General features: G+C 58.1%; 20 protein-coding genes and 3 pseudogenes. 12 read left to right on the forward strand and 11 right to left on the reverse strand.

Features of this window, described 5'->3' with window-relative positions; all coding sequences use genetic code 11:
• Nucleotides 1–287: 287 nt before the first annotated feature.
• The 3 genes from ACOYW1_RS27210 to ACOYW1_RS27220 all read left to right on the forward strand — a co-directional run bounded on the left by ACOYW1_RS27210 (nucleotide 288) and on the right by ACOYW1_RS27220 (nucleotide 4,242).
• Nucleotides 288–2,354 (forward strand): (Fe-S)-binding protein, encoded by a 2,067-nt coding sequence (locus ACOYW1_RS27210; protein ID WP_482418541.1) that lies wholly within the window; start codon nucleotides 288–290, stop codon nucleotides 2,352–2,354.
• A 149-nt stretch (nucleotides 2,355–2,503) separates the two neighbouring features.
• Complete coding sequence (locus ACOYW1_RS27215; protein ID WP_180138121.1) at nucleotides 2,504–3,292, forward strand: electron transfer flavoprotein subunit beta/FixA family protein; 789 nt, start codon at nucleotides 2,504–2,506, stop codon at nucleotides 3,290–3,292.
• Entirely contained in the window at nucleotides 3,292–4,242 is a 951-nt protein-coding gene (locus ACOYW1_RS27220) for an electron transfer flavoprotein subunit alpha/FixB family protein (RefSeq protein WP_482418542.1), read from the forward strand. The genes ACOYW1_RS27215 and ACOYW1_RS27220 overlap by 1 nt, the downstream gene beginning before the upstream one ends.
• Before the next feature lie 450 nt (nucleotides 4,243–4,692).
• Here the strand turns inward: ACOYW1_RS27220 and ACOYW1_RS27225 are convergent, their stop codons facing one another.
• The 7 genes from ACOYW1_RS27225 to dinB all read right to left on the reverse strand — a co-directional run bounded on the left by ACOYW1_RS27225 (nucleotide 4,693) and on the right by dinB (nucleotide 12,275).
• Nucleotides 4,693–6,687, reverse strand: coding sequence for an efflux RND transporter permease subunit (locus ACOYW1_RS27225; protein ID WP_482420455.1), 1,995 nt, complete (start codon nucleotides 6,685–6,687; stop codon nucleotides 4,693–4,695).
• Nucleotides 6,671–7,063 carry a hypothetical protein gene (locus ACOYW1_RS27230; protein ID WP_482420456.1) on the reverse strand — a complete coding sequence of 131 codons (393 nt, stop codon included), beginning with the start codon at nucleotides 7,061–7,063 and terminating at the stop codon, nucleotides 6,671–6,673. Before ACOYW1_RS27230 ends, ACOYW1_RS27225 begins: the two co-directional genes overlap by 17 nt.
• Nucleotides 7,064–7,125: 62 nt before the next feature.
• On the reverse strand, nucleotides 7,126–7,470 hold the full coding sequence (locus tag ACOYW1_RS27235; protein ID WP_482420457.1) for a hypothetical protein: 345 nt from the start codon (nucleotides 7,468–7,470) through the stop codon (nucleotides 7,126–7,128).
• A 319-nt stretch (nucleotides 7,471–7,789) separates the two neighbouring features.
• The gene (locus tag ACOYW1_RS27240; RefSeq protein ID WP_482420458.1) at nucleotides 7,790–8,458 is read right to left on the reverse strand and encodes a TonB-dependent receptor domain-containing protein; all 669 of its coding nucleotides are present in this window, start codon (nucleotides 8,456–8,458) and stop codon (nucleotides 7,790–7,792) included.
• Nucleotides 8,367–8,732, reverse strand: coding sequence for a hypothetical protein (locus tag ACOYW1_RS27245; RefSeq protein ID WP_482420459.1), 366 nt, complete (start codon nucleotides 8,730–8,732; stop codon nucleotides 8,367–8,369). Before ACOYW1_RS27245 ends, ACOYW1_RS27240 begins: the two co-directional genes overlap by 92 nt.
• Nucleotides 8,733–8,934: 202 nt before the next feature.
• Nucleotides 8,935–9,981 carry a TonB-dependent receptor gene (locus ACOYW1_RS27250; protein WP_482420460.1) on the reverse strand — a complete coding sequence of 349 codons (1,047 nt, stop codon included), beginning with the start codon at nucleotides 9,979–9,981 and terminating at the stop codon, nucleotides 8,935–8,937.
• A gap of 1,115 nt (nucleotides 9,982–11,096) precedes the next feature.
• A complete protein-coding gene (gene dinB / locus ACOYW1_RS27255) occupies nucleotides 11,097–12,275 on the reverse strand; it encodes a DNA polymerase IV (RefSeq protein WP_482420461.1) in 1,179 nt (392 codons plus the stop codon).
• A gap of 636 nt (nucleotides 12,276–12,911) precedes the next feature.
• On the opposite strand from dinB, the gene ACOYW1_RS27260 reads away from it, so the two are divergent.
• Nucleotides 12,912–14,432: a sigma-54 interaction domain-containing protein gene (locus ACOYW1_RS27260; RefSeq protein ID WP_482418546.1), complete on the forward strand. Its 1,521-nt coding sequence runs from the start codon at nucleotides 12,912–12,914 to the stop codon at nucleotides 14,430–14,432.
• Nucleotides 14,433–14,671: 239 nt separating this feature from the next.
• On the opposite strand, the gene ACOYW1_RS27265 is transcribed toward ACOYW1_RS27260, so the two are convergent.
• The gene (locus tag ACOYW1_RS27265) at nucleotides 14,672–15,169 is read right to left on the reverse strand and encodes a hypothetical protein (RefSeq protein ID WP_180138131.1); all 498 of its coding nucleotides are present in this window, start codon (nucleotides 15,167–15,169) and stop codon (nucleotides 14,672–14,674) included.
• An 831-nt stretch (nucleotides 15,170–16,000) separates the two neighbouring features.
• On the opposite strand from ACOYW1_RS27265, the gene ACOYW1_RS27270 reads away from it, so the two are divergent.
• Complete coding sequence (locus ACOYW1_RS27270) at nucleotides 16,001–16,423, forward strand: HIT family protein (RefSeq protein ID WP_482420462.1); 423 nt, start codon at nucleotides 16,001–16,003, stop codon at nucleotides 16,421–16,423.
• A gap of 234 nt (nucleotides 16,424–16,657) precedes the next feature.
• Here ACOYW1_RS27270 and ACOYW1_RS27275 read toward each other — a convergent pair whose 3' ends face one another.
• Both ACOYW1_RS27275 and ACOYW1_RS27280 read right to left on the reverse strand, forming a co-directional pair.
• Nucleotides 16,658–18,088 (reverse strand): ATP-binding cassette domain-containing protein, encoded by a 1,431-nt coding sequence (locus tag ACOYW1_RS27275; RefSeq protein ID WP_482420463.1) that lies wholly within the window; start codon nucleotides 18,086–18,088, stop codon nucleotides 16,658–16,660.
• A gap of 410 nt (nucleotides 18,089–18,498) precedes the next feature.
• Complete coding sequence (locus tag ACOYW1_RS27280) at nucleotides 18,499–18,666, reverse strand: hypothetical protein (RefSeq protein ID WP_482420464.1); 168 nt, start codon at nucleotides 18,664–18,666, stop codon at nucleotides 18,499–18,501.
• Between the two features lie 126 nt (nucleotides 18,667–18,792).
• Between ACOYW1_RS27280 and ACOYW1_RS27285 the strand changes: the two genes are divergently transcribed.
• From ACOYW1_RS27285 to ACOYW1_RS27305, 5 genes and pseudogenes are all read left to right on the forward strand, one after another.
• On the forward strand, nucleotides 18,793–19,851 hold the full coding sequence (locus ACOYW1_RS27285) for a BMP family lipoprotein (protein ID WP_482420465.1): 1,059 nt from the start codon (nucleotides 18,793–18,795) through the stop codon (nucleotides 19,849–19,851).
• Nucleotides 19,848–20,852: a BMP family lipoprotein gene (locus ACOYW1_RS27290; RefSeq protein WP_482420466.1), complete on the forward strand. Its 1,005-nt coding sequence runs from the start codon at nucleotides 19,848–19,850 to the stop codon at nucleotides 20,850–20,852. Before ACOYW1_RS27285 ends, ACOYW1_RS27290 begins: the two co-directional genes overlap by 4 nt.
• A 446-nt stretch (nucleotides 20,853–21,298) precedes the next feature.
• Nucleotides 21,299–21,511: pseudogene (locus ACOYW1_RS27295) on the forward strand (HAMP domain-containing protein); the annotation flags it as partial.
• A pseudogene (locus ACOYW1_RS27300) lies at nucleotides 21,487–23,019 on the forward strand (histidine kinase dimerization/phospho-acceptor domain-containing protein); the annotation flags it as partial. The pseudogenes ACOYW1_RS27295 and ACOYW1_RS27300, both read left to right, overlap by 25 nt.
• A complete protein-coding gene (locus tag ACOYW1_RS27305; RefSeq protein WP_482418552.1) occupies nucleotides 23,009–23,671 on the forward strand; it encodes a response regulator in 663 nt (220 codons plus the stop codon). The pseudogene ACOYW1_RS27300 and the gene ACOYW1_RS27305, both read left to right, overlap by 11 nt.
• Nucleotides 23,672–23,727: 56 nt before the next feature.
• Here the strand turns inward: ACOYW1_RS27305 and ACOYW1_RS27310 are convergent, their stop codons facing one another.
• Nucleotides 23,728–24,033, reverse strand: coding sequence for a hypothetical protein (locus ACOYW1_RS27310; RefSeq protein ID WP_482420467.1), 306 nt, complete (start codon nucleotides 24,031–24,033; stop codon nucleotides 23,728–23,730).
• Nucleotides 24,034–24,044: 11 nt separating this feature from the next.
• Here ACOYW1_RS27310 and ACOYW1_RS27315 point away from each other — a divergent pair.
• A pseudogene (locus ACOYW1_RS27315) lies at nucleotides 24,045–24,212 on the forward strand (GntR family transcriptional regulator); the annotation flags it as partial.
• A 112-nt stretch (nucleotides 24,213–24,324) separates the two neighbouring features.
• Nucleotides 24,325–24,771, forward strand: a complete 447-nt coding sequence (locus ACOYW1_RS27320) for a FadR/GntR family transcriptional regulator (RefSeq protein WP_482420468.1) — start codon at nucleotides 24,325–24,327, stop codon at nucleotides 24,769–24,771.
• Nucleotides 24,772–24,862: the final 91 nt, after the last annotated feature.

Raw genomic sequence — 24,862 nt, forward strand, 5'->3', positions numbered from 1 at the left:
TGCCTCGATTTTATGCACAACCAAGGAACATTTGTCTCACTCTCCTACTTTTTGATCGAGGCATGGCAGAATGCCATAAAACCTTTGCCTTTATACCAGGAAAGGGTGTAATTACCCAATAAAGCTTACGATTGAAATGGTGAAAGCTTTTTTACTTGACGGAACCGTGTTTGTCATTTACATTTGAAGGGTTATTCATTTTAATTATGGAGTAAAATGGCACGATTACTATGTGCTGTTTGAGGATATTGTATCATTTCAACTAAGGGAGAGAGGGAAAGCTAAGTATGGAACATCTTATTTCACCTGCCCATTCAATGATTTTGGGATTTATCCCAGGATGGCTGATTTCGTTTCTCTATGTGGTTGTCGGTGTGGGTATCTTTGCTTACATCATCGCAAAACGTCTGGCCCCCCTCGTCAAGGCGGCACCTGACAACAGCCGGTTTGGTAACATTCCGGCGCGGCTTAAAAACGTTCTGGTCGTCTGGCTGGGACAGATCAAACAGCCCCGCTACATGTTCGCCGGCGTGCTCCACATCTTGATCTTCTTCGGGTTCCTGACCCTGGCGCTCCGGACCTGCTCCCTTGTGGTCATAGGGATGTTCCCGGATTTTGCCCTTCCCGGGCTGGCTCCGGATCAGCCCCTGGGCGCTGTTTACAACGTCCTGAAGGACTACGCGGCCACCACCGTCTTCTTTGCCTGTCTCGTGGCGGCCATCCGCCGCGGCGTGTTCAAGCCCGCCCGCTACGCGGTGCCCGAGAAGTACGGCCACGACCACACCGCCGAGGCGGTGTTCGTCTGCTGCATCATCATGGGCCTGATGCTCACCGAGAGCCTGTTTGAAGCGGTTCTCGTGGCAGCCGGTCACGAGGCCTTCCTGGCTCCCCTGACCCTGGCCTGGTTCTTCTCCAAGGTCTTTGCCAGCGCGCCCCACGGCCTGCTGCAGTTCCTCCACGTTCTGGCTTACTACTGCCACAACACCCTCTTCTTCTTCTTCCTCTGCTTTCTGCCCCTGGGGAAACACTTCCACGTCATCACCTCGCTGTTCAACGTGCTCTTCATGCGCGTCCAGCGCGGGAACATCAAGCCCGTGGTTTACGGCATCACCGCCGAAGGGCTCGACGAGCTGGAATCCTTCGGTGTCAAGAAGATCGAGGACTTTACCTGGAAACACATGCTGGACTTCTACACCTGTGCCGACTGCGGACGCTGCTCCGACCAGTGCCCGGCCAACCTGGTGGGTCGTCCCCTCTCCCCGCGCTTTATCACCATCAAGGCCAGGGACTACATGTTCAAGAACTATCCCCTGCGCGGTGAGCTGAAAAAGAGCGAGCCCCTCATTGGCTCCATTTATACCGCCGACGAAATCTGGTCCTGTACCACCTGCGGTGCCTGCGAGCAGGAGTGCCCCCTGGGCATCGAGTACATCGACAAGATCGTCGACCTGCGCCGCGGCCTGGTGGACGAAGGCGAAGTGCCCCAGACCCTCCAGAAACCCATGAAGGCCCTCGGCAAGCGAGGCAACCCCTGGGGTAAAGTGGAGAAGAAGCGTGCGGACTGGACCAAGGACAAAGAGTTCGCCGAAGAGTGCAGTGTCAAGGTCATGGACAACGGTGACACCACCGACACCCTCTACTTCGTGGACTCCATCACCAGCTACGACGACCGCATGGTCAACATCGCCAAGTGCACCTCCAAGATCCTGGACGCCGCCGAAGAAGACTTCTTCATTCTCGGCAAGCAGGAGAAGGACAGCGGCAACGAGGTGGTCCGTTTTGGTGAAGAGATGCTCTTCCAGCAGCTGAAAGAGCAGAACGTCGAAGCCATCAACGAGTCCGGGGCCAAGAAGATCATCGCCTCCGACCCCCACGCCTACAACGCCCTGAAGAACGACTACCCCGAGCTGGATCTCCCCGTGGAGCACATCTCCGAGGTCATCGTTAAAAAGGTCAAGGACGGCACCATCAAGCTTAAGCCGGTGGAAGACCCCTCCAAGGTCTACACCTATCACGATCCCTGCTATCTGGGCCGTCACAACGGCATCTACGATGATCCCCGTGACGCCATGGCCGCCATTCCGGGCCTCCAGATGGTAGAAATGGAGAAAAACCGAGACCGCTCCCTCTGCTGCAGCGGCGGCGGGCTCATGCTCTTCTACGAGCCCCATGAAGAAGAGCGCATGGCCGTGCTGAGGGTCCAGATGGCCCACGAAGCCGGTGCCAACGTCATCGTCTGTGCCTGCCCCTTCTGCATGGTCAACATGGAAGATGCCATCAAGGTGGCTGGTCTCGACGATCAGCTGGAAGCCATCGAGCTCACCGAGCTCATTGAGCAGCACATGGAAAAGTAGTCAACCAAAATGGGGCCGCGCGGGCGGCCCCATGTATATTCCTGTGAATCATGTGCCTCTATCCGCCCACAGGGCGTAAGCCCTTGACGGCGCACCAGATACGAGATTGTCAAGATTCGGGTATATATTAACTTTTTGGGAGGAATAACATGGAAATCTTAGTATGTGTCAAAAGAGTTCCCGACTCGGCTGAAAACGAGATCGAAATGAACGCCGAAGGCAACGACATCGAGCGTGACGATCTGGTTTTCTCCGTAAACGAATGGGACAACTACGCTGTCGAAGAAGCCATTCAGATTGTTGACAAGGTCGGCGGCACCGTAACGGTTGTCACCGTTGGCGATGACGAGTCCGACGAAGTGCTCCGTCGTGAAATGGCCATGGGCGCTGCCAAAGGCATCCTCCTGACCGACGACGCCTTCGAGGGTTCCGATTGCAAAGGCGTGGCCACCATTCTTAAGGGCTGCGTGGACAAAGGCAACTACGACCTCATCTTCACCGGCGCCCAGGCCGACGAAGGGGCCGGCGCTGTGGGCGGCATGCTCGCCGCCATGCTCGACTACCCCTATGCGTCCCTGGTCAACAAAATTGAGACCGGTGACGGCAAGCTCACCGTCGGTCGTGAGATCGAGGGCGGCAACCAGGAGATGAACGAAATCGAAATGCCTTGCGTTCTCTCCATCCAGACCGGTATCAACGAGCCCCGCTACGTGGGTATCCGCGGTATCCGTCAGGTCTCCGGTGTTGAAATCCCCGAGTTCGGCGCTGCCGATCTGGGCGTTGACGCCGCCGCCGTTGGCGAAGCCGGTGCCAAGGTCAAGAAGGCCGACTACTTCGTTCCCGAGGCCGGTGATGGCGCTGAGATGCTTGAAGGAAGCAACGAGGAGATCATCGAAAAACTCATCGAAATCCTTAAGGCGAATGGAGGGCTGCAGTAATGGCACAGGTATTTGCATATTTGGTACACACCGATGGCGTTCTTGATGATTCTGCAATGGAACTGGTCGTGGCTGCCAAGGCCGTAGGCGATGATGTCACCGCCATCGTCACCGGCTCCGGTATCGACGCCGTGGCCGACGAAGCCGCCAAGATCTTCCCCAAAGTCATCAAAATTGACGACGCCGCCCTGGCCTACCCCAACGCCGAAGTGGTTCGCAAAGCCCTGCTCACCGTCATCCCCGCAGGGTCCATCGTCCTCTTCGCCAACAACACCTTCGCCATGGACTGCGCCCCCGGCCTTTCCATCAAGATGGATGCTGCCTACGTTTCCGACATCATCGGTCTCGAAGCCGACGGCACCACCCTCAAGACCGTACGCCAGGAGTTCGGCGGCGAAGTCAACACCCACGTGGACGTGGACGCTTCCAACGGCGCTGTCGTGGCCCTTCGCCCCGGCACCTTCGCAGCCGATGAATCCAAGTCCGCTGGCGGCAGCGTAGAAGCTGCTGCAGCCGGCGATCTGTCCGCCAAGCGCAAGTTCATCGAAATCGTTGAGCCCGAGGCTGGCGACGTGGACATCACCAAAGCCGACCTGCTCGTCTCCATCGGCCGCGGTATCGAAGACGAGGACAACATCGAGATGGCCCACGAGCTGGCCGAAGCCCTCGGCGCAGGCGCCGAAGTCTCCTGCTCCCGTCCCATCGTCGACGCCAAGTGGCTCGAGCCCTCACGTCAGGTTGGTACCTCCGGTTGCACCGTCAAGCCCAAGGTTTACCTTGCTTGCGGCATCAGCGGTTCCTTCCAGCACCTGGGCGGCATCAAGGGTGGCTTCATGATCGCCATCAACAAGAGCGAAAACGCCCCCATCTTCCAGGTGGCGGACGTGGGTATCGTTGCCGACATCCTCGAGTTCCTCCCCGAACTCACCGAGGCCGTCAACGACCTCTAAGAGACTTGCGGGGCTTTGCTCCCGCTCTCTGACCTGAAAAGCCAAAGGGCGCATCGACCATGTCGATGCGCCCTTTTTGTGTTTGGTGGGACACCACAGCCATCAGAGCCCCTCTCTCCATGGGTCGCAACAGGGGGAAAGACGGGGGCATTGGATGGTTCGCAGAGGGAGCAAAAGTGTCATGCCCACCATGGTACATACCGGCGGCCATGGTCCGTCTCAATTCGACAGCTGAGAGACATTCGCCCTGGTGCATAAAATGCACCCTGCACATCACGGGTGATGCCATGTCTTCCGGTGTGTGAGCCGCGTCAGTGCATGGGCCGATTTTCAGCCTTTGAGGTGTCATGCTACACGCTCTTGTCTATTCCACACGGGCGCAGCCCGTCAGCAAGTGCGTAGGGCGAGGAACGAGCCCCGGAGCATTTGCGAACCAGGGGTCCAGGGGATTTATCCCCTGGCCGCCGGAGGCATCGCTTTTATTTTCCGTTCTTCTCTTTCCTCTTTTTCACCTCGGCAAGCCAGGCGGCCTGCTCCTTCTGGTAGGCCTCTTCGCTCTGTTCGTAGGTTTGGCTCCTCGGTGCATTTGAGTGCACCGGGCCTGTTTTCAAGGGATCGGAACAGGGAGATGAGGCGGTCCACCTTTTTGGGTGCCATCCCTTCGGCCACGGCAGGCCGGGGGTAGAACCCGGTGAGAAGGATCAGGGAGGGCAGCACCAGAAGGGCCCCGATGGTGGTGGCGGTCATGGTCACGGCCATGAGCAGGCCAAAGAGGACCACGGCCACGAAGTTGGAGGTGGCCAGCACGAGAAAGCCCACCACAAGGGCCAGGGAGGTGTAGCTGATGGCTCGGCCCGACACGGCCAGGGTGCGCAGCAAAGACTCCTCCTTGGAGAGGTTGGCTTTGGCGTGGTGACGGTAGGCCAGAAGAAAATGGATGGTGTCGTCCACCCCGATGCCGATGGTGATGGAGGCGATGATGCTGGTGAGCATGTCCAGGTGGACTCCGAACCAGCCCATGATCCCGAAGTTGATCATCACCGCAGCCCCCATGGGCACCATGGAGAGCAAGGCGGCGTGCACCGATCGGAACCTGACCAGGACAATGCCGAAGATGACGGCAAGGCTCAACAGGAGGCTGGAGAGCTGGCCCTTCACAATGTAATCGGTGACCTTGACGTCGATCTTGGGAAACCCGGTGATGTGGGCGGTGATCCCTTCGGGCAAGGAGTTGTCCAGCCAGGCCTCGATCTCACCCATGATCCGGCCGGTGCGGGTCGTGCCCACCGAGGCCCCGTCCCCGCTGTAGAGGCGGCACAACAGGTTCATCACCTGCCAGTCCGGGTCCACATAGGCCTCGAACTCATCGGGCCTGCCGTCGTCGTTGTCGTCTTCGCCCCCGTAGATCTCAAAATAGTCCAGCACATCGCCCGCGGAATCGGGCAGGCGATAAAAGGCCGGGTCGTCCCCGTTCATGGCCCGGTGCATCACCATGAGAAAATCGGTGAGGGAATCTGTGCGGCCGATGCACCAGTCCGCACGCTCCGGCCGGGTCAACTCCCGGCGGATGGCCTCCACCTGTTTCAGAAAGGCCGGGTCCAGGACCCCGCCGGGGGTTCCGCTGTCGATCAGAAGGTTGAAGCCGGAGCGGCCCTTGAACTTCTCTCCCACGGCCCGGGCGCTGACGCGGATCTCGTCGTTTTTCTTAAAATAGAGGAGAAAGTCGGACTCCACCTCCAGGCGGTACATGCCCACCACACAAAGCCCCAGGACAAAAAGGGTGCCCGCCACCACCTTTCGGGGATGCCGGGTCACCAGCCAGGAGAAGAGGTGGATGCAGCGGTCCACGGGGTGGCGCCTGCGTTTTCTCACGGGCGCCTGGGGCACCTTGCCCACCAGGGTGAGAATGGCCGGGATAAGGGAGGACGCCAGGATCACGGAGAAGACCACGCCAACGGCCGAAAGGAGCCCCCACTCCCGCACCGCGGACAGGCGGCTCGTGGCAAGGGTGGCAAAGGCGATCATGGTGGTCACCCCGGCAAAGAGGACGGTCTGGCTGATGTGCTCCATGGCAAGGCAGAGCCCCTCGGAAAACCCCTTCTCCTCCATGAGCCGGGAGTCTGCAAGAAACTGGTTGTAGATGTGGATGGCATACGAGCTGCCCACCGAGACCATGAGGGGAGGAAGGGAGATCCCCAAAGGGGTGATGGAGTAACCAAACCGCCCCATGAGCCCCATGATCCACACCGTGGAAAGCACCAAAGAGCACAGGGGCAGAAGAAACCCCAGGGGCGACCGGAAATTGATGAAAAAGGTCACCCCCATCACCAGCACCACCAGGGGCAAAAACCGGCGAAGGTCCGTGTGTTGGCGAGGCCCGTTTACCACAGGGGAGCCCTGGGGCATCACCTTGAGGTCCTGCTGCGCCTCACCAGGATGTGGCAATGACCTCCCGGGAAATACGGTCCACCCGGGGACGCTTGCTGAAGGTCACCACGATGCCGAAATCCGTGATCTCCCCTTGAGCGTTTTCCGCATAGATCCCGTGGCGAAAGGCCGGGTTGGCCCGCATGCGCTCCAGAACAGCCGACACATCTTCCCCGGTTGACGGCATGATCCGCTTTCCGTCGTCGTCTTCTTCCAGGAGCTTGCCCGTGAACAAATCATCGCCCTCGGCGCGGATATCCGAGACACTCATGGGGGAGACCACCCGCTTCACCGGGGCTTCGGCCATGAGGGCCAGGCTCTCTTTCACGGACAGGACAAGGGCATCCAGAGCCTCGGTATCCAGGGGCTGGCCCGCATCCAGCTTGCGGGCCACCAGGCGCTGGAACTGGGGCCGGGGGAAAGGTCTTCCAGAAGGGCCTCGGCAGAGGCTGGGAGTTATTGGGCCGGGGTCGTCAAGCGCTTTAGGCCTGCGTCCATCTCCACGGAAGGGTAGTCCTTGTAGGCCTCAAGGTCCTCCACCAGGCTCTCCACCCGGCCAAAAAAAGCAGGGGTCATGGCCTTGCCGGACACCTCGATAATAAAAAACCGGCTGTTGTCCCCGTAGATCTCCTTGGCTGCTTCGTTTTGAAGGTAGTCGCGATCGTCCCGGGGCATAAAGGCCTCCAGGGCGTTGTTGAAAGTCAGAAGCCCCAGGCCAGGGGCCAGGTAGGCCGTGATGATGGCAAGCACCCCCAGGACGAGAAGGGGGTGAGCAATAACAAATCGAATGTAGCGTCTCATAAATTTCACCTGTGTCGAGAAAGAGCAGATACCGTTGATCACCCACTATTTGTACGACAGGTAAAACAAAAGGACAAAATAAAACAGCCCTCTCAGGGCCAAACAGATGCCTCACCGCCAAAGGCACAACCAACAGAACAGCCAGCCTCCGGCGGCCAGGTGGGGGCACCTGGGAACCCTGGGGCGAATGCATGGAGGCAGACTTCATGCAACCATTTTCAAAGCATTCGCGTGGGGTGTGACATGTTCGCACCCACGCTTCGTTTTGACCTCCCCGAAGGGTGACCAAAGCGAAATGCGGGTGCATCGAGAAAATATTTTACAAAGTAAAAACGACAACCCCGGATCTAAAAGGTGTACCTGGCCCCAATGTACGGGTCAGACCAAAGGCAGGCCAGACTGTTGACGAGCTGCTCCCGCTGGAAACATAGCGGTAATACGTTTCGTCGAACAGATTGTTGACCCCGCCATAGAGGGTAAGCCCCCCCTTCATGGCATAGCGCAGGCTCAGGTCCGTGAGCTCGTAACTGTCCACCAGGTCGTCTTCGGGTTTATCCCCTTTATCGAAATAGTTTTTATACCCGCCGGTATACTTATACGTCATCCCAGCGCTCAACTGCGGGGTCAGATCGTAATCTGCGGTGAGGACCACCTTGTGCTCAGGAACCTTTTCCAGGCCGCTGTCGGTCCAGTCGATCTTCTTGCCTGCATCGATAATGGCTTTCCCCTTGCTGTTGTAATCGGTCTTGCCCATGGACCAGGCGTAGCTTTCCGAAAGCGTCAACCGGCCAAACACGTGTTCCGCGGATACATCCACGCCGTAGCGTTCCGTCTCCAGAAGGTTCAGAGTCTTCCGATCTTTTTTCCAGCTGGCGGCCCCGATGTCATTGACAACCTTAACGCGATTGAGCTCGTTGTCCGTGGTGGTGATGTAGGCGGTGGCAAGAGAGAAAGGTGTTAAGAAAGTAATCCCGCATACCGATTTCATAGGTGTCGTAGATCTCGTCTTCGGCTTCCGTGGGCTGGAAGATGCGCGTTTTGCTGTCCACGTACACATCGTCGGTTATCTGAATGCCGTCGGGGGTTGTGAACCCCCGCTCGTACCTAGCAAAAAGGCGTCCCGTGTCGGAATAGAGCCAGGCGGACGACAACTCATAGGCTTCATTTCGCCGTTCGTTGTCGAAGGTGGACGATGTGCCTGCAAACTTGCTTCCCGACCCCTCGGGCTTGGTGGTCTCCCAATCCGTGGCGTCCCACCTCACCCCTTGGGTAAACTCGAAACTGCCAAGACGAGACTTTTGTTGTGAATAAAAAGGGCCTGGACATCTTTCTCCTAATTGAAAGAGAGGCTTGCCTTCTTACTGTGCTGATACTCTTCGAAGGTCGATTCCTGATGGATACGGTCCACGCCCACCAAAAGATTCTGCTGATCACCGTAGCGCCAGTTCAGCTTAAGCTTGGCCCCTAAGCTCTCATAATCCGTATCCTTGTCTCATAGTGGGTGTTTCGGAATGTCCCCTCCTGGGAGACAAGGTCTGTCATAAGAGAAAGGTTGTCTGTAAAATTGATGCTGTGGGCTACCTTAAAGCCGTTGGATTCCCTGTCGCTCTGGTTGTACCCATCCACATCCTTGAAGGTGTAATCCCCCGTCACCTCATCGTAGGCAACGATGACTCTTCTCTTAGTGGGGACATACTGCCTGCCCTCCTCCCTCAGTTTTTCTTTGTTTACGTTGTAGACATAGTCCCCTTCCTCTTCAAAATGGGTGTACTTCACGAAGAGAATCTGGTTGTCCGTGAGCCTGTAGGCACCACCCAACCCAAAGTAATCACTCTTTCTGAAGGTGTTCTTGAAGTAAAGATCTGAATTTTCTCCAGAGTAGTTGGCCTGGAGAACCAGTTTATCCGAAGGCTGAAAACCAACGTTGGCGAACCAGCGGTGCTCATTCTCAGAACCGTACTCATACCCTGCGGAGGTCTGGGGCTTGTTCATCCCCTTCAGGTTCGTTGTGATATTAATGACTCCGCCTGCGGTGCCGCTACCGTACAAAACAGCCCCGCCACCTTCAATGATCTCTATCTTTTCGATCTGATCGACGGGGATGATGTTGTAGTCGGTTTTGAAGGGGTGCTGGGTAAGCACTCCAATGGGCGCCCCGTCCACCATGATCTGGATGTTACGGCTGGCGGTGCGGCTCCCCTGCCCTCGAATATCAATTTCTCCGTACCCGGTCTTATTCACGTTGATGCCCGGAACATCATCTAAAACCTCGGAGAGGCTCTCATAGCCCTTATTCTCCATGTCCGCCCTGGTAATCACCTTGATATTTTTCGTGCTGCTGATGGCTTCTATCTCGATATATTCACCGGTAACCGTACTGTTTTCCATCTGAAACTCTTTGACCGTGTCTTTGCCTCCATTGGGTTGTTGCTCCCCTTCAACTGCCAGCGCACCGGATGAACACATCAGGCCGATAAGGGTACCGGCAACCATCACACTCCTCAACTTCATGTCTGAAACAACTCCTGAAATAGCACTCATAACTGGCCGAGGCTCTATGCGCATATGGCGACGTGGCAACAGGGTCCATGACCGAAAAGTTCAGGTCACCCATTGAAAGAGACACGCGAGGTAATACGGCGACCCTGATTCTGTACCTTTCGGGCCGGAAAAAGGCACAGTGGCTGCCGGATGACGACACCCCTTTCTATGATGACTTGAAAAACAACGATAAACACTCCGCTGCTAACTCTGGACACCAAATAAAATTAGGCACCCCAAATTATTGGACACGGTAAAGGGGCAAGTTTTGAAAAGTCACCTTTTTTAGCCATTGGCCCTTTTGCTTCTTTTCGTACTCCCTAACTTTATACTGCAATCGAAAAAATTAATTGACACAACATTTACAAGCTTATAGAAGCTGAACTTTCAAGCCGTGAGTCACCAGTCATCGTCGTGTTATGTTTTCTTTTATCTAAAAAACCAAAATTTATTTTCCGATGTTTTCACACCCCTCACAAGTCAAACACCAGAGACGCAACACGTTCAAACAGGCCGAAACAGTCCTCCTGAGAACGGGTCACATCACACCGGCTCCAAGCCCCTTTCTCCCACGAAGCCGCCCTCCACGGCTCACCTCATCAGAGAAGGGAAAAAGACCTCGAATAAGGAGTGTGTCGATGTCCTCGGTGACCGGAACGGGCCATGGAGGTGAAACTCTCCTCCAGCTTCTGGCGCCGGGCCCCCAACGGATCTGGAAAACGGACTCCGCTGCCCGAAGTCCAGCTCCGTTGGAGTGGTCGGATGTCCTGCCCTTACTTCTGGGCAGGGACATCCACAACCTTTCTTGTTTTCGGCTACTCAGGCCAACAAAACCTACGGTGGCCCTGCTGAGGTTGAAATTTTTGCCAAATTTTATAGACTGGGTTTCACAAACAGGTCTTAAGGGGGATTCCGGTTGTGTCTCTGACATTGATGAGCCATATGCTTTGGACTCAGCGGCTCTTTAAGCCCTTATTTCCCTCAGCTTCGCGGGGATGTAGAAAAAAGGGATGCAACCGAAACATTTTTGGTCCAGCTTTTTTCAAAAAGCTGGCCGCCGGAGGCAAGCTGAATCGTCATCTTTTTTATTTTTTCACCCGGGCCCGTGTGACGGCGTATTTTCCAAATTTTTCACGGATGGCATCCACGCTGTGCTCCACCTTTTCCCAGCCGTCGTCCTGGGCCTGGCGGCGGGCGACCTGGCCGAAGAGGTCCAGCTGGCTGGGGGCTGCGGATTCGTCGTGGGTGAGCTGGGAGCAGCCGAGGCCCACGAGGCGGATGCGCTGGCCTTTCCATTCCCTGTTGAAAAGGGCCACGGCTTCTTCGTAGATGCGGCCGGAGAGGTGGGTGGGGGTGTCCAGGGTGGCCTGGCGGGTGATGCGCCGGAAGTCGGCAAAGGTAAGCTTGATGGCCACGCGCCTTGCAAAAAGGCCTTTGCGGCGGAGCTGGGCTGCCACCTCGTCGGCCTGGGCAAGGAAACGGGTGTGGACAAGGGCCGGGTCGGTGGTGTCCTTATCCAGGGTGGTCTCGCTGCTGATGCTCTTGGCTTCGTCGGCCTCGGCCGACACCTGGGAGCGGTCCTGTCCCCAGGCCAGAGCAGTGAGGCGCTCACCGGCAGATCCCATCTTGTTGGTAAGGGCCTGTGCAGGGTACTGCCTGACATCTCCCAGGGTCCGGATGCCCAGCTCTTCGAGGAGGGCCACACAGTTGGCCTCCACCAGCCCCCCGGGACCTTTTTCACGGGCGCCGCCATTGAGAAAGGCGTCCATGGCTTCGGGAGAGATCACGTACATGCCGTCGGGCTTGTTGATGTCCGAGGCGACCTTGGCCAGAAATTTCAAGGGGGCCACGCCCACGCTGCAGGTGAGGCCTGTCTCCTCGGCCACCCGCTTTCGAAGGGTGCGGGCGATGGTCTCGGGGGGACCGAAGAGGCCCTGGCACCCGCTGACATCAAGGTATCCTTCGTCGATGGAGACCTGCTCCACCAACGGAGTGTACTCCCGGCAGATGGAAAAAACCCGGGCGGAGATCTCCTTGTAGCGCCGCCGGTTGCCGGAGACCACCCGGGCATGGGGGCAGAGCTTCAGGGCCTCATAAAGGGGCATGGCCGAGTGCACCCCGAAACGGCGGGCCTCATAGCTTGCCGTGGACACCACGGACCGGGCGGAGTGGCCGGAGACCACCACGGGCTGCCCGCGCAACTCGGGATGGTCCAGCTGTTCCACTGCGGCGAAAAACGCATCCATGTCAAGGTGAAGAATCATGCCGGATTCCCGTAAACGATCATTAGAAAATGGCGTGGAGCCAAAGCGAGCCCGCCCTCCTGCCTGCACACATATTAAGGTAGCACCGCCCCCTTTGCTTTTCAACACGGGGTGGGGAAACCGGCAGGGCCGCCGGAGGCAAAAATCCAAATGCGTTGGCCCTGGAGAAACCGAGCACTGTTTTGCATAATGATATATAATATATCAGATATCTTATACCATATCCAAAAAGGGAACCAAATTCCTGGCGGAGCATGCTCACCACAACTGACAACACCGACATTCCCCTCCACCGGTACCCGGTGATGACAATGAGCCGACAGAGCGCCAGGGGCAAGCTCATGAGAACCGTTCTGAAACCCCGGGGATCCACCTCTTTCACCCCCCTAAAGACGCCGGATATTCCGTGCTCCGGCCCCTTGAAATTTAGTCGCCAAAAATTACAAATTTGTTGCCTTCACCCCGGTTTTTCCCTATCACTGACCCATGGCGGCGACTCGGGAAGGAGACGCCTTCAGTCAGCCGCCCCCGCCCGACGGCAGGCAAAAGGCCTGTCGCCCGGCCCCCTTATCAAAAGGCAGCCCCCCTCGGCCCTGCCGGGGAGTCGATGCCATTTCAGAGCCTTTGGGAGACGGCATGAAACGCCTGAACGAAACGAGACTCTTCTTTGAAATCAGCAAAGCCCTCCACGAGCACCTCGACCTCAAAAACGCCCTGTACAATGTGCTGAACATCCTGGAAGAGGGGATGGATATGGAGCGGGGCACCATCACGCTCCTGAACTCCAGGCGTAACGAGATCAACATCGAGGTGGCCCACGGCCTCTCCAAGAGCGCCATGCGCAAGGGCAAATACCGGCCCGGTGAAGGGATCACCGGCACCGTCTTTGAAAAAGGCGAGCCCGTTGCCATTCCCAAGATCAGCGAAGAGCCTCTCTTTCTGGACCGCACCGCCTCCCGTAAGCACAACGGGGTGGAATACTCCTTCTTCTGCGTACCGGTCATCAAGGGAAAGCGGGTCATCGGCGCCCTGAGCGTGGACCGGCCCTTTGAGGCAAGCTTTTCCCTCACCGAAGGCACGGAGATCCTCTCGGTGGTGGCCACCATGATCGCCACCCATGTGATCAACCTGGAGAGGATCAACCGGGAAAAGGAAAAGCTCAAGGAAGAGAACACCCGCCTGCGAACGGAGCTGGAGAACAAGTACCGGTTCACCAACATCATCGGCAACTCCAACAAGATGCGGGAGGTCTACCAGATGATCTCCCAGGTGTGCAAAAGCAACGCCACCGTGCTGGTCAGGGGCCAGAGCGGGACGGGGAAAGAGCTGGTGGCCAACTCCATCCACTACAACTCCAACCGGGCCAAACACCCCTTTATCAAGGTCAACTGCGCGGCCCTGCCCGAGAACCTCATCGAAAGTGAGCTCTTCGGCCATGAAAAGGGTGCCTTTACCGGCGCCATCAACCAGAAGCAGGGAAAATTCGAGCTGGCCCACAAGGGCACCCTCTTTCTGGACGAGATCGGCTCCATCAGCCTCGATGTGCAGGTGAAGCTCTTACGGGCCCTGCAGGAGAAAGAGTTCGAGCGGGTGGGGGGCCACCGCACCTTCAAAAGCGACGTCAGGATCATCGCGGCCACCAACAAAAACCTGGAACAGGCCGTGGACGAAGGGACCTTTCGGGGGGACCTCTACTACCGGCTCAACGTCTTCCCCATTTTCCTTCCCCCTTTGAAAGAGCGCAAAACCGATATCCTCCTTCTGGCCGACTACTTTGTGGAAAAGTACGCCAAGGAGAACGAAAAGGAGATCCGGCGCATCTCCACCCCGGGCATCGACATGCTCATGAGCTACCACTGGCCCGGCAACGTCCGGGAGCTGGAAAACTGCATTGAGCGGGCCGTGCTCCTCTGCAACGAAGGGGTAATCCACGGCTACCACCTGCCGCCCACCCTCCAGACCGGCACCGAGTCCGGCACCCTGCCGGCCAAAACCCTGGAAGAGGCCACGGCCAACCTGGAGCGGGAGATGATCATCGATACCCTCAAAAACACCCGGGGGAACATCACCGCCGCCGCCCAGATGCTGGGCACCACCGTCAGGAAATTCTCCTACAAGGCCCAGAAATACGATATTCATTACAAGGATTACAGATAGGGCTTGCTTAGAATCTGGGTAACAATTCCGTTCATCGTTGCCTCCGGCGGCCCTGCCGGGTGCCAAACGGTTGCCTGATTTATTTAAAGCGGGTCCATCAAAAAAACGACCCGCCGGAGGCAACTGACTATTTACAAAATCTGCTTACCAAATGTTTCAAAAAAAATGCCGCAGCACGTTGCCCCTTGAATCTCGGGTAACTCACTGCGGCATTATTTTTTGATAAAGCGATCTGTTCTTCAGTGGCCCACAAGGCGCGGGGCAAGGCCCAGGTCCTGGGAGACTCCGATGCGGACATCGGTGTGGGGTCCCCGCGCGTCGAGGATGATGACGCACCAGCGGGTTTTCTTGTTGAAAAGAAGCACGGTGGAAGGCTCGGAGGCGCAGGCCGTCACCAGGGTCCACTCCCTCTTCTTGAGCTCGGCCCTGAAAAAGATTTCCAGGGAGGTTTTCAGGACCCGCCCTGTGTAGACGATAAGCCCGGTCTTCTCGCCCCGGGTCTCCATCAGCAGGGTGTGCTCGGCCACCTCATAGAGTTCGCCCGGCACCGGGATGTCCCCGAACTGGGAGAGAAAGGGGCGGACCTCCAGAAACTGCTCCTCTTTGTGAATCTGCCGCGACATCAGATAGGCCTGCCGCCTGTCCACAGGCTCCACCCGCGCCACACAGGAGGCCATCAGGCAGGCCCCCAGCACCATCATCAAAAACCGATATCGGATCCACCCGGGTTGTGCCATCACCTCTCTCCCACGCTGCGTCGTTATAGATCCACCCGAATCAGAGCATCACTTGTCGGTTACGCCTCCGGCGGGCCGCTTGTTGAAAAAAGCCCCGCAAAAACGTTCCGGTCGCCTCCCCCTTTGCCGCTCAGCCCCGCTGGGGCTGAGCGGCAAAGGGGGAGGTTGATTTAAAGGGACCGCAACACCCAGCCCCACATTCCCCTTTTCGGCTGGTTTTCCCCTTAGCTTTACCCCTGCTTTAAAGGCAAAATACGAGCAAGCACAAACGTTCCTCACCATGACACACCCCTTAAGCCACATGGCTGCCGTTGATCTTTGCCCTGAATTCGGGGAAACTATTCAGATTGCTTTCTATGGTTAAAGTCGTTACCAAAAGCCTGCCTCCGGCGGCAAGGTGGGGCACCTTGAAACCCTATGGCGAATGCATGGAGGCAGTCGCCTTACACACGCTTTCGGGGGCATTCGCGTGGTGTGTGACATATGGCCATCGTTTTTGCAGAAAAGGCCCCTTTCATTATTCCGAAAACACGATAAATGGCACTTGGGATTCACTTGACTTAAACCGGGATAACTCCGGGGTATTCGTTTTTTGAAAAAGCTCCGCAAAAACATCCCGGTTGCATATCTGTTCGATGTGAAGCAATGGGCTTACCCGGCAACGCTTTATAAAAGCATAAGCGTTTACAAGACCTGTTTGTCAAACCCAGATCATATAGTTTGGCAAAAGTTTGGCCCCCGGCAGGGCCGCCGGAGGCAAACAGATACGAAACAATTACATTTCGAATCCCTTTGAGCCGGCCGTTCACCCTTTATTTATCGGAGATCCCCATGACCGACTTTTCCCTCGACCCCCGACTGGACCATGACTGCTTCACCCTGGGTACTTTAAACGGGCTCTGCCTGCTTCTCATGAACAACAAAAAGGTCCCCTGGTTCATCCTTGTGCCCCCCACCCACAAGACCCGAGCTCTACGAGCTGGAGCCCCCCTTCAAGGTGCCGTGCACAAGGCGGTCTGCACCCTTTCCCGCCTCACCAAAGAGAACCTGGGCGCAGAAAAACTCAACGTGGCCGCCATCGGCAACGTCGTCTCCCAGCTCCACATCCACGTGGTGGGCCGCTTTGCCTCCGACTACTGCTGGCCCGCACCGGTCTGGGGAGCCCCCGGCGCAGAGCCCTACACCGATACCGAGGCACAGGAGCTCATCAACACCCTCAAAACCCAGCTTGGCAACGATTTTCTATCGGCTTGAGTGTGACCTGCAGGACAAACGCATTGAGATGTTTGCCTCCGGCGGCCCTGCCGGGGGCTAAACGTTTAACAAACAGGTCATAAAAAACTAGTTACATGAATGCCGTTTTAAATGCAGATGTGATTTGACCCGAGGAACGAGGGGCAAATCACATCTGCTATCTGCTTTCAAGGTGGCACACCTTGCCGCCGGAGGCTGTTTTTTGGTGCTGAATAGTTACATGCGTTGGCCTGGTTAAACCTGTGCGACCCGTGCGGTGCTGCCGGTTTCCCGGTCGGGGGTCAGGCGCAGGTGGTGGGTGATGCAGGAGAGGGTGTCGGTCTCGGTGTGGGTGACGTAAATCAAGGTGGTTTTTCCGCTCATGCCCACCCGGTCGGCCAGGTCGAGGACAAAGCGGCTGTTGGCATCGTCCAGCCCCTGGCAGGGTTCATCCAGGATGAGGAGGGCAGGGGCCTTGATCATGGCCCGGGCAATGAGGACCATGCGCTGCTCCCCTGAGGAGAGGCTGCGTAAGGGGCTCTCTTTGCGATGGGAGAGGTTCATGGCGTCGAGCCAGGCAAGGGCCGCCTCTTTCTCTTTTGGGGAAAAGCGCCGGTAGGTGCCGATGGAGTCGGTGAGGCCCGAAAGGATGGCGGAGAAGGGTGTGGCAGAAGCTCTGTAGCCAATCTGGAACTCGGCGGAGAGGTAACCGATCTCTTTTTTGATCTCCCAGATGCTCTCTCCGGTGCCCCGCCTGCGCCCGAAAAGGGAAATGTCTTTGCCGTAGGCCTTGGGGTTGTCCCCGTTGATCATGGAGAGCAGGGTGGATTTTCCCGAGCCGTTGGGGCCGGTGATCATGAGGTGCTCCCCTTTTCTCAGGGCAAAATTCACCCCTGACACCACGGGCCGCCCGTTGTAGGCCACGGACACGTCCTGAAATCGGACCAGGGGCTCTCCTTCCATGAACACCGTGGCGTCTTCCGCCGGGACAAAGCAGGCATCGGAAAGCGCCGCAGGGGCCGGAGCGACCTTGGCAGGTCGCTTTTGGGCCCACCCTTTTGCAGGGCCGCAGTACACAAGTCGCCCCTGGTTCATCTCGGCCACATGGGTCACCCAGGGCATCATCTCCTTTTCCCGCCCCAAAATGAGCACCGGGGTCACCCCGGCACGTGACAACCCGTGGATGCGCTCTCCTAAAGAAGCTGTGGCCCCTTTGTCCAGGCCGCAAAAAGGGTCGTCCAGGACCATGAGGGTGGGATCTTTCATCAGGGCCCGGCAGATGAGGGTCTTTCGAATCTCTCCGGTGGAGAGAAAGCGCAGGCCCCGCTCAAACAGGGGAGCCAGCCCAAAGGACTCCCCCAACAGGCGCGCCTTGGGCTCGTCCTTCACCTGCTCCATGATAAACCCCAGAGCAGAACGGCCGGGGTCGATGCGGTCCATGTAATCGGTGTCGTCCTCCCGGATTTCCCGCTCAATGGTGGCCAGGTGCTCCTCAAAGGAGAGGTGTCCCACGGCCTCGGGCATGCCCGTGAGGCTCCCGGAGGTGGGCTCGGCCTTGCCGGCCAGCAGGGTTCCCAGGGCTGATTTTCCCGAGCCGTTGGGTCCGGTGACGGCCCATACCTGCCCCGGTGAGAGGGTGAGGTTGATGTCACGAAGCCAGGCGTTGCCTGCGATACGATAGTCCACGGATGAAAGTGTCATGTCCATGGGGCGTATATAGCACAGCCATGGACCAAACTTTAAGGGAGATTCTTTGCAAGCCTCCGGCAGGGCCGCCGGAGGCTGTTTTGAGCTGTATCGTACGATTCTTTTTCCGTCCATTCCGCCCATGCTGCCCCAGGAGCCCCCGGTACATCGAGGGATATCACCCATAGCCGGGTTGTGCCTGCCCATTTCACCCCATCAGAGAGGGATTACCCACCGTAAAACCACCATTACTCCACCCTAAACCAATACAAAACCCGAAAAACACATGACAAGACACCGATATTCACAACAACAACCCCTCCACACACCACAACCCTCACATCAGAACCGACTTTCCACCTGGGTTCCCTCATAAACGCGTGAAACACGCCGCCAGAAGCCCCAATTGTTCATAACTTTTCACCTTTTTTCATCTCTTTCCTATCCCTGTCCTCTCCCACCCCTTCCCAAGGGGCGCCCGAGGCACCATTTTCACCCAAACCCATTGAGATCCATAGAAAAACAGCCTTTTTATTTACAGGTCGGTATGGTAATTTTTTAAACAGGCCCAACGCCATGACCACCCCTTGAATCCGCCTCCCCACCCTTTTTCCACGCCCCCTTGCCCCATGGCTGGCCTGATGGTCGGCAACGAATGCCTCACAGGGGTTCGGTTTCCATATTTTTAACAACAGCAGGACAACATGCGTATCACCTCGTCCCACAACTGCCGGCGCCACACCACGCTCCACCCTGGTCGCATCGTCCGAGCGGGCCTTCTCCCGCTGCTGGCCCTTGTGCTGATGCTGTGGGGAACCTGCGGGGCCGAATCCCTCACCGTGGGGTTCCTTGCCGGGGGCGGGGGACTCGGGGACCAGTCCTACAACGACATGACCTGGATCGGGCTGGCCAAGGCTCGCGAGCAATACGGCATTCGCCTCACTTACGCACCGGCCGAAGAAAATGACGCCTCCCGGGCAGAGGCCCTGGACACCCTGCTCTCCGCCGGAGCCACGGTGGTGGTCTGCAACGGTGCGGGCCTTCTCCCCCTGGTCAAGACCGTGGCATCCCAACGCCCTGAGATCACCTTCATCATCAATGACCACCTTATCCAAGGCTATGACAACATCGTTTCCACCACCTTTGCCAACCACGAGGGGTCTTTCCTGGCCGGTGTCCTGGCAGGCGCCATGACCAAAACCCGACGCATCGGGTTCATCGGCGGTGTCCGCATGTGCGCCATCCGCTCTTTTCACATGGGGTTCACCCAGGGGGTTCGATTCGCCAACCCCGAGGCCACCGTGACCACCCGCTACATCACCGAGGCAGGTGACTACTCCGGCTTCAGCGACCCCGATGCCGGCTACGCCCTGGCCGACGCCCTCTACAGCCAGGGAGTGGACATCATCTATGCCGTGGCCGGGCTCTCGGGCAACGGGGTCATCCAGGCCGCACGGACCCACGACCGCTACGTCATCGGCGTCGACGCCGATCAGGACCACATGGCCAGGGGGCTCATCCTCACCAGCATGATGAAGCGCCTGGACCGGGCCTCCCTCATGGAGGTGGAAAAAATCCTCTCCCGACGCTTCCAGCCCGGAGAGAGCCCGTACAACCTGAAAAACGGCGGCGTCAGCTTAAGCCCCATGCGGTTCACCCGGGACATGATCCCCGAGGCGATCCACCGGCAGCTGAAGCTGGCGGAGTCCGACATCATCTCAGGAAAACTCACCGTGCACCGGTGCGAGGAGGCCGCCCCATGAAATCATTCATCCTTTTTCTGGCAGCCCTTCTGGTACCTGCAATCCCCGTCTCTGGCTCCTCCCTCTCCGTGGGGTTTCTCGTGGGCCATTCCGGCATCGGCGATCAATCTTTCAACGACATGACCTACGCCGGTCTCATCAAGGCCAAACAGGACCTGGGCATCGACGTGGTGGTGGAGGACATGGAAAAATCACAGGCCGCGGCCGAACAAGCCATGCAACGCCTCCTCAAGCGACCGGTGCAGGTAATCGTGGCCAACGGGTTTGAATTCAAGGAGCTGGTGACCACCTACGCCAAGCGCCACCCCGACGTCTATTTCATCATGCACGATGTCCCCATCAAGGGCCTCCCCAACGTTGTCTCCACGGTGTTTGCCGTGGAAGAGGGATCTTTTCTGGCCGGTCTCCTGGCAGCCTCCATGCCCGGCGCCCAGAAGGTGGGCTACATCGGAGCCGTGGACATACCGGTCATGGCCCCCTTTCTCACCGGGTTTCGCGCCGGGGTCCGCTACGCCTCTCCGGGAATCCCCATAGAGGTGGCCTTTATCTCCGAAGCCCCGGACTACAGCGGGTTCAATAACCCCGCCAGGGGACATGCCGTGGCCACCGAAATGTACGAGCGCGGTGCCACCACCATCTTTTCCGTGGCAGGCCTGACGGGCAACGGCGTCATCCAGGCGGCCCGGGCAGCCGACCGTTTTGTCATCGGTGTGGACTCGGATCAGGACCACCTTGCCGTGGGCCATGTCCTCACCAGCATGATGAAGCGCCTGGACATCGCCACCTACAAAGAGGTGGCCAAAATCGCCATGGGCCGCTTTCGCCCCGGCATTCGCCACTATGGCCTCCTGGAAGAGGGGGTGGGCCTGTCCCCCATGACCTACACCCGCACCCGGATCCCCGAAGCCCTCCTCGACCGCCTGGAGGAGGTGCGCCTGAAGATCATCGCCGGTGAGATCCGCCTTCCCCGAACCGCTGCCCCGCCAAAAGGAGCGCCATGACCTTTGCCTGGACACTCCAGCGAAAGATCACCACCGGGATCCTCCTGATCCTCCTGGTGGCCCTGATCCTGTCCGGGGCCCTGATCCTGGACAAGCAGCGGCACCAGCTCATGGGGGACCTCACCCGGCAGACCGAGCGGCTCACCGCCCTGGTGGCAGAGTTCAGCGTGCAGCCCCTGGAAAAATACAACTACTTCATCCTGGAAGAGGTGGCGTTGAGCGTGGAGCAGTTCCCCCAGGTGGCCTTTTGTGAAATCTACGACACCTCCGGCAACTCCCTCATCAACATCAAGACCATTATCCGCGGAAAAGATGTCACAAAAAAACAGCGCCGTACCGGCAGCAACATCCTCATCGCCTCCAAGGCCATCACCTCCGACACCGGCGTGCCCTTGGGTGAGGTCGAAATCGGGATCTTCACCGACACCGCCGTGGCCCAGCTCCGCATGGACGCCATCACCTTGAGCGTGGGCAGCTTTCTCATCCTGGGACTGGTGGCCGTAAGCCTCCATCTTTTCCTGTCCAAGAGCATTGTCACCCCGGTGGTCACCCTCTCCACCATGGCCAAGGCCCTCTCCCGGGGGGAATTCGTCAAGCCCGATTTAGATGTCCGCACCGATGAAATCGGCGACCTGTGCCATGCCTTCCAGGAGATGAGCAGCAGCCTCAAGCACCTTTATGCCCACCTGGAAAAAGAGGTGGAGGAACGGACCGGGGAGCTTGAAGGGACCAACCGTCTCCTGCAGGAGAAGATCAAAGAGAAAGAGGCCATGGGAGAGGCCCTGCACAAAGCCAAGGAAGAGGCTGAAGTGGCCAATCGGTACAAGAGCATTTTCGTGGCCAACATGAGCCATGAAATCCGCACCCCCTTAAACGCCATCCTGGGTTACGCCCAGCTCCTCCAGCAAAAGGAGCTGGGTGACCCGGACACCAGCCACGCCGTGGACACCATTGAAAAGAGCGGAACCCACCTTTTGGGGGTTATCAATGACATCCTCGATTTTTCCAAGATCGAAGCGGGCCAAATGGACCTTCGGGTCATCCCCTTCGACCTCATGGCCCTGCTCACCAATCTGGACACCCTCTTTGCCCTGAGGTGCAAGCACAAAAACCTTGCCTGGGAAGTCTCGGGGCCCGAAGGGCGCATCTGCCTTCCGGTGGAGGGCGACGAAGGCAAACTTCGCCAGGTGCTCATCAACCTGCTCAACAACGCCGTCAAATTCACCGGCTCCGGCGCCATCCGCCTCCGAGTGCAAGAGACCGCCCCGGACCTCTTTCACTTCGAGGTCCGGGATACCGGCACAGGCATCCCCGACGGCATGGCCCGCCGTTTTTCTGCCCTTTCGCCGGCCACACCGACGCCCGGGAAGAGGGCACCGGCCTGGGCCTGCCCATCTCCGACAGCTATGTCCGACTCATGGGAGGAAAACTGGAGCTGACCTCGGGCGAGGGCCTGGGAAGCCGCTTCCACTTCACCCTCAAGCTGCCCCAGGTGCCCATGGAAAGCCTGCCCGCGCCACCATCACCCCCAAGCCCCAGGACCCTGGATAAAAACGGCGCCCTCACGGCCATGGTGGTGGACGACAACCAGCACAACCGGGACGTCCTTGCCACCATCCTCAAAGGGCTGGGCTTTGACGTCACCACCGTGGACAACGGACGGGATGCCCTGGCTCAGCTGGACACCCGCCCCACGGACATTCTCTTTGTGGACTACCACATGCCCGGCCTCAACGGCCTGGATACGGCCCGGAAGGCCAGGGCCAGAAAAGATCCGGCACCCGTCCCCACGGTACTGGTCACCGCCGATGTCTTTGAACTCAAGGAGCAGCTCGCCCAGGAAAAGGGCATTGACCACTGCATTCCCAAACCCCTTCGCATCGATGACGTGACCGATGCTGTGGAAACCCTGCTCCCCGTGGCCTTCAAACCCGTTTCCAAACCACCGCCCCCATTGCCCCCCATGGCCGTCGACCTGCCGCCGGACCTTCGCCACGCCGTGCGGGAGGCAGCCCGGTTCGGAAAAATCAGCGAACTCAAAAAGCTTATGGAACAACTGGACGGAGAGGCCAAAGAAACCATGGCCCGACTGATGCGAAAATACGACATGGACGGCATCATCGCCCTGATGGATGCAGCCGCCCAAGGAGATCCCCATGCAGACCCCTGACGAGCACACCCCCGCCCCTCCGAGAATCCTCATCGTGGACGACAAGGCGGAAAACATCGACCTCATCATGAAAATCCTGGAACCGGAAGGGTACAACCTCGCCTTTGCCACCAACGGCACCAAGGCCATTGAGGTGGCCCGCCACTTTCTCCCGGATCTCATCCTCATGGACGTGATGATGCCCCCGGGCCCCGACGGGTTTGCCACCTGCAGTGCCCTCAAGGCCGATCCCCTCACCGAAGACATCCCCGTGGTTTTTGTCACGGCCAAGGGCGAGACCACGGCCATTGTGGAAGGGTTCCGATGCGGGGGCCAGGACTACATCCCCAAACCCTTCAGGCGGGAAGAGGTCCTCTCCAGGGTCCGCACCCATGTGCAGGTGCGCCTCCTCATCGCCAAACAGGCCCGGCTCATCGAAGAGCTCCAGCAAGCCCTCTCCCATGTCAAAACCCTTCGCGGCCTCCTGCCCATCTGCGCCTCCTGCAAAAAAGTGCGCGATGACGACGGCTACTGGCACCAGATCGAAAAGTACCTCTCCACCCACTCAGAGCTGGGGTTCACCCACGGCATCTGCGCCGACTGCGCCAGACGCCTCTACCCCGACCTCGACCTTTCAGATCTCTCCGATGTCCCCGACGACAGCGTGTGACCGCCTTAAAAACGCATGTCATAAGCATCAGGGCTGCAAAACCATGGCCACGGGTATCATTCCTGCCCTGAAACAGGGGTATCCGGCACGCCGGAAGGGCAAAGGGGTGCGTCGAAAAAGAACAAAAACACAGCATACACCCCAAACACAAACCATACGCCGCACCCGCCAACAAAACACATCGAAAACCCATCTACAACCAGCCAAAACCCAGCCAGAACAACTCCAAAAACAACGTTCAGAGAACACCCCCATTGTTCATAACTTTTGCGGTTTTTTGAACAATCCGTTGCCTCTCGCATTTTTTGAGGTTGCAGTGGTCTGAAGGCCGTGATATTGGTCATACCAAAAAACATCTTCATGGAGTATTGGTATGACCAAAATAGAGACGGAGGGCCGCCTCTTTCACACGGTGGCCAAAGCCATTGCCGCCCGCATCCAGAGCGACGAGTGGCCGCCGGGCACCCGGCTTCCCTCGGAGCGAAGCCTGGCCGAACACTTCGGCATACTGCAGAGGAGCTGCATCCGAGAGGCCATCCGGAACAACGTCTCCCAAGCAGCAAGAATGGTCGAAAACACGCAGGGGAGCCGGGACCTTTGTCTCCGAGCCCGACGAGTCGGCCCTGGCCGCCCACCTGGCCAGGGTGGTCCCCTTGAAAACCGAACGCCTCGCCGAGATCTTCGACGTCCGGCGCATCATCGAACCCCAGCTTGCTGCCCGGGCAGCCCTTCACATCACCGAAGAGCAGCTCGTCCGCCTCAAGCTGCTCGTCTTAAAACACAGAAAACGGGCCCTGGCAGGTGAGACCACCGAAGACATAGACCAGGCCTTTCACCTCTGCCTTGCCGAAGCATCGGGCAACAGCATCCTGCTCAATGTGGTGAAAAACCTCACCTCCATCCTCACGGAGTCCCGCACCGAAGCACTCCAGACCCCCGAGCGCAGCCGCCTGTCGGTCATCGCCCACGTGGAGGTCATCGATGCCCTGGAACGGGGAGACAGCGCAGGGGCTGAAGCCGCCATGCGCCGCCACCTTGAAACCGTGGAGCAGGCCGTGTTTGAAGGGGAGGAGTCACAATGGCCTCCGGCGGACAGCTGATTGCCCCTGTGCTTCATCCCTGGTTTTTCGGGGTGAAATGATGTGCCAAGGCTTCCGCAAAGCCCAAGCAAAACCTGTTTGTTCAACGTTT

It is taken from the genome of Desulfoluna sp. CYM3A, from assembly GCF_056829965.1.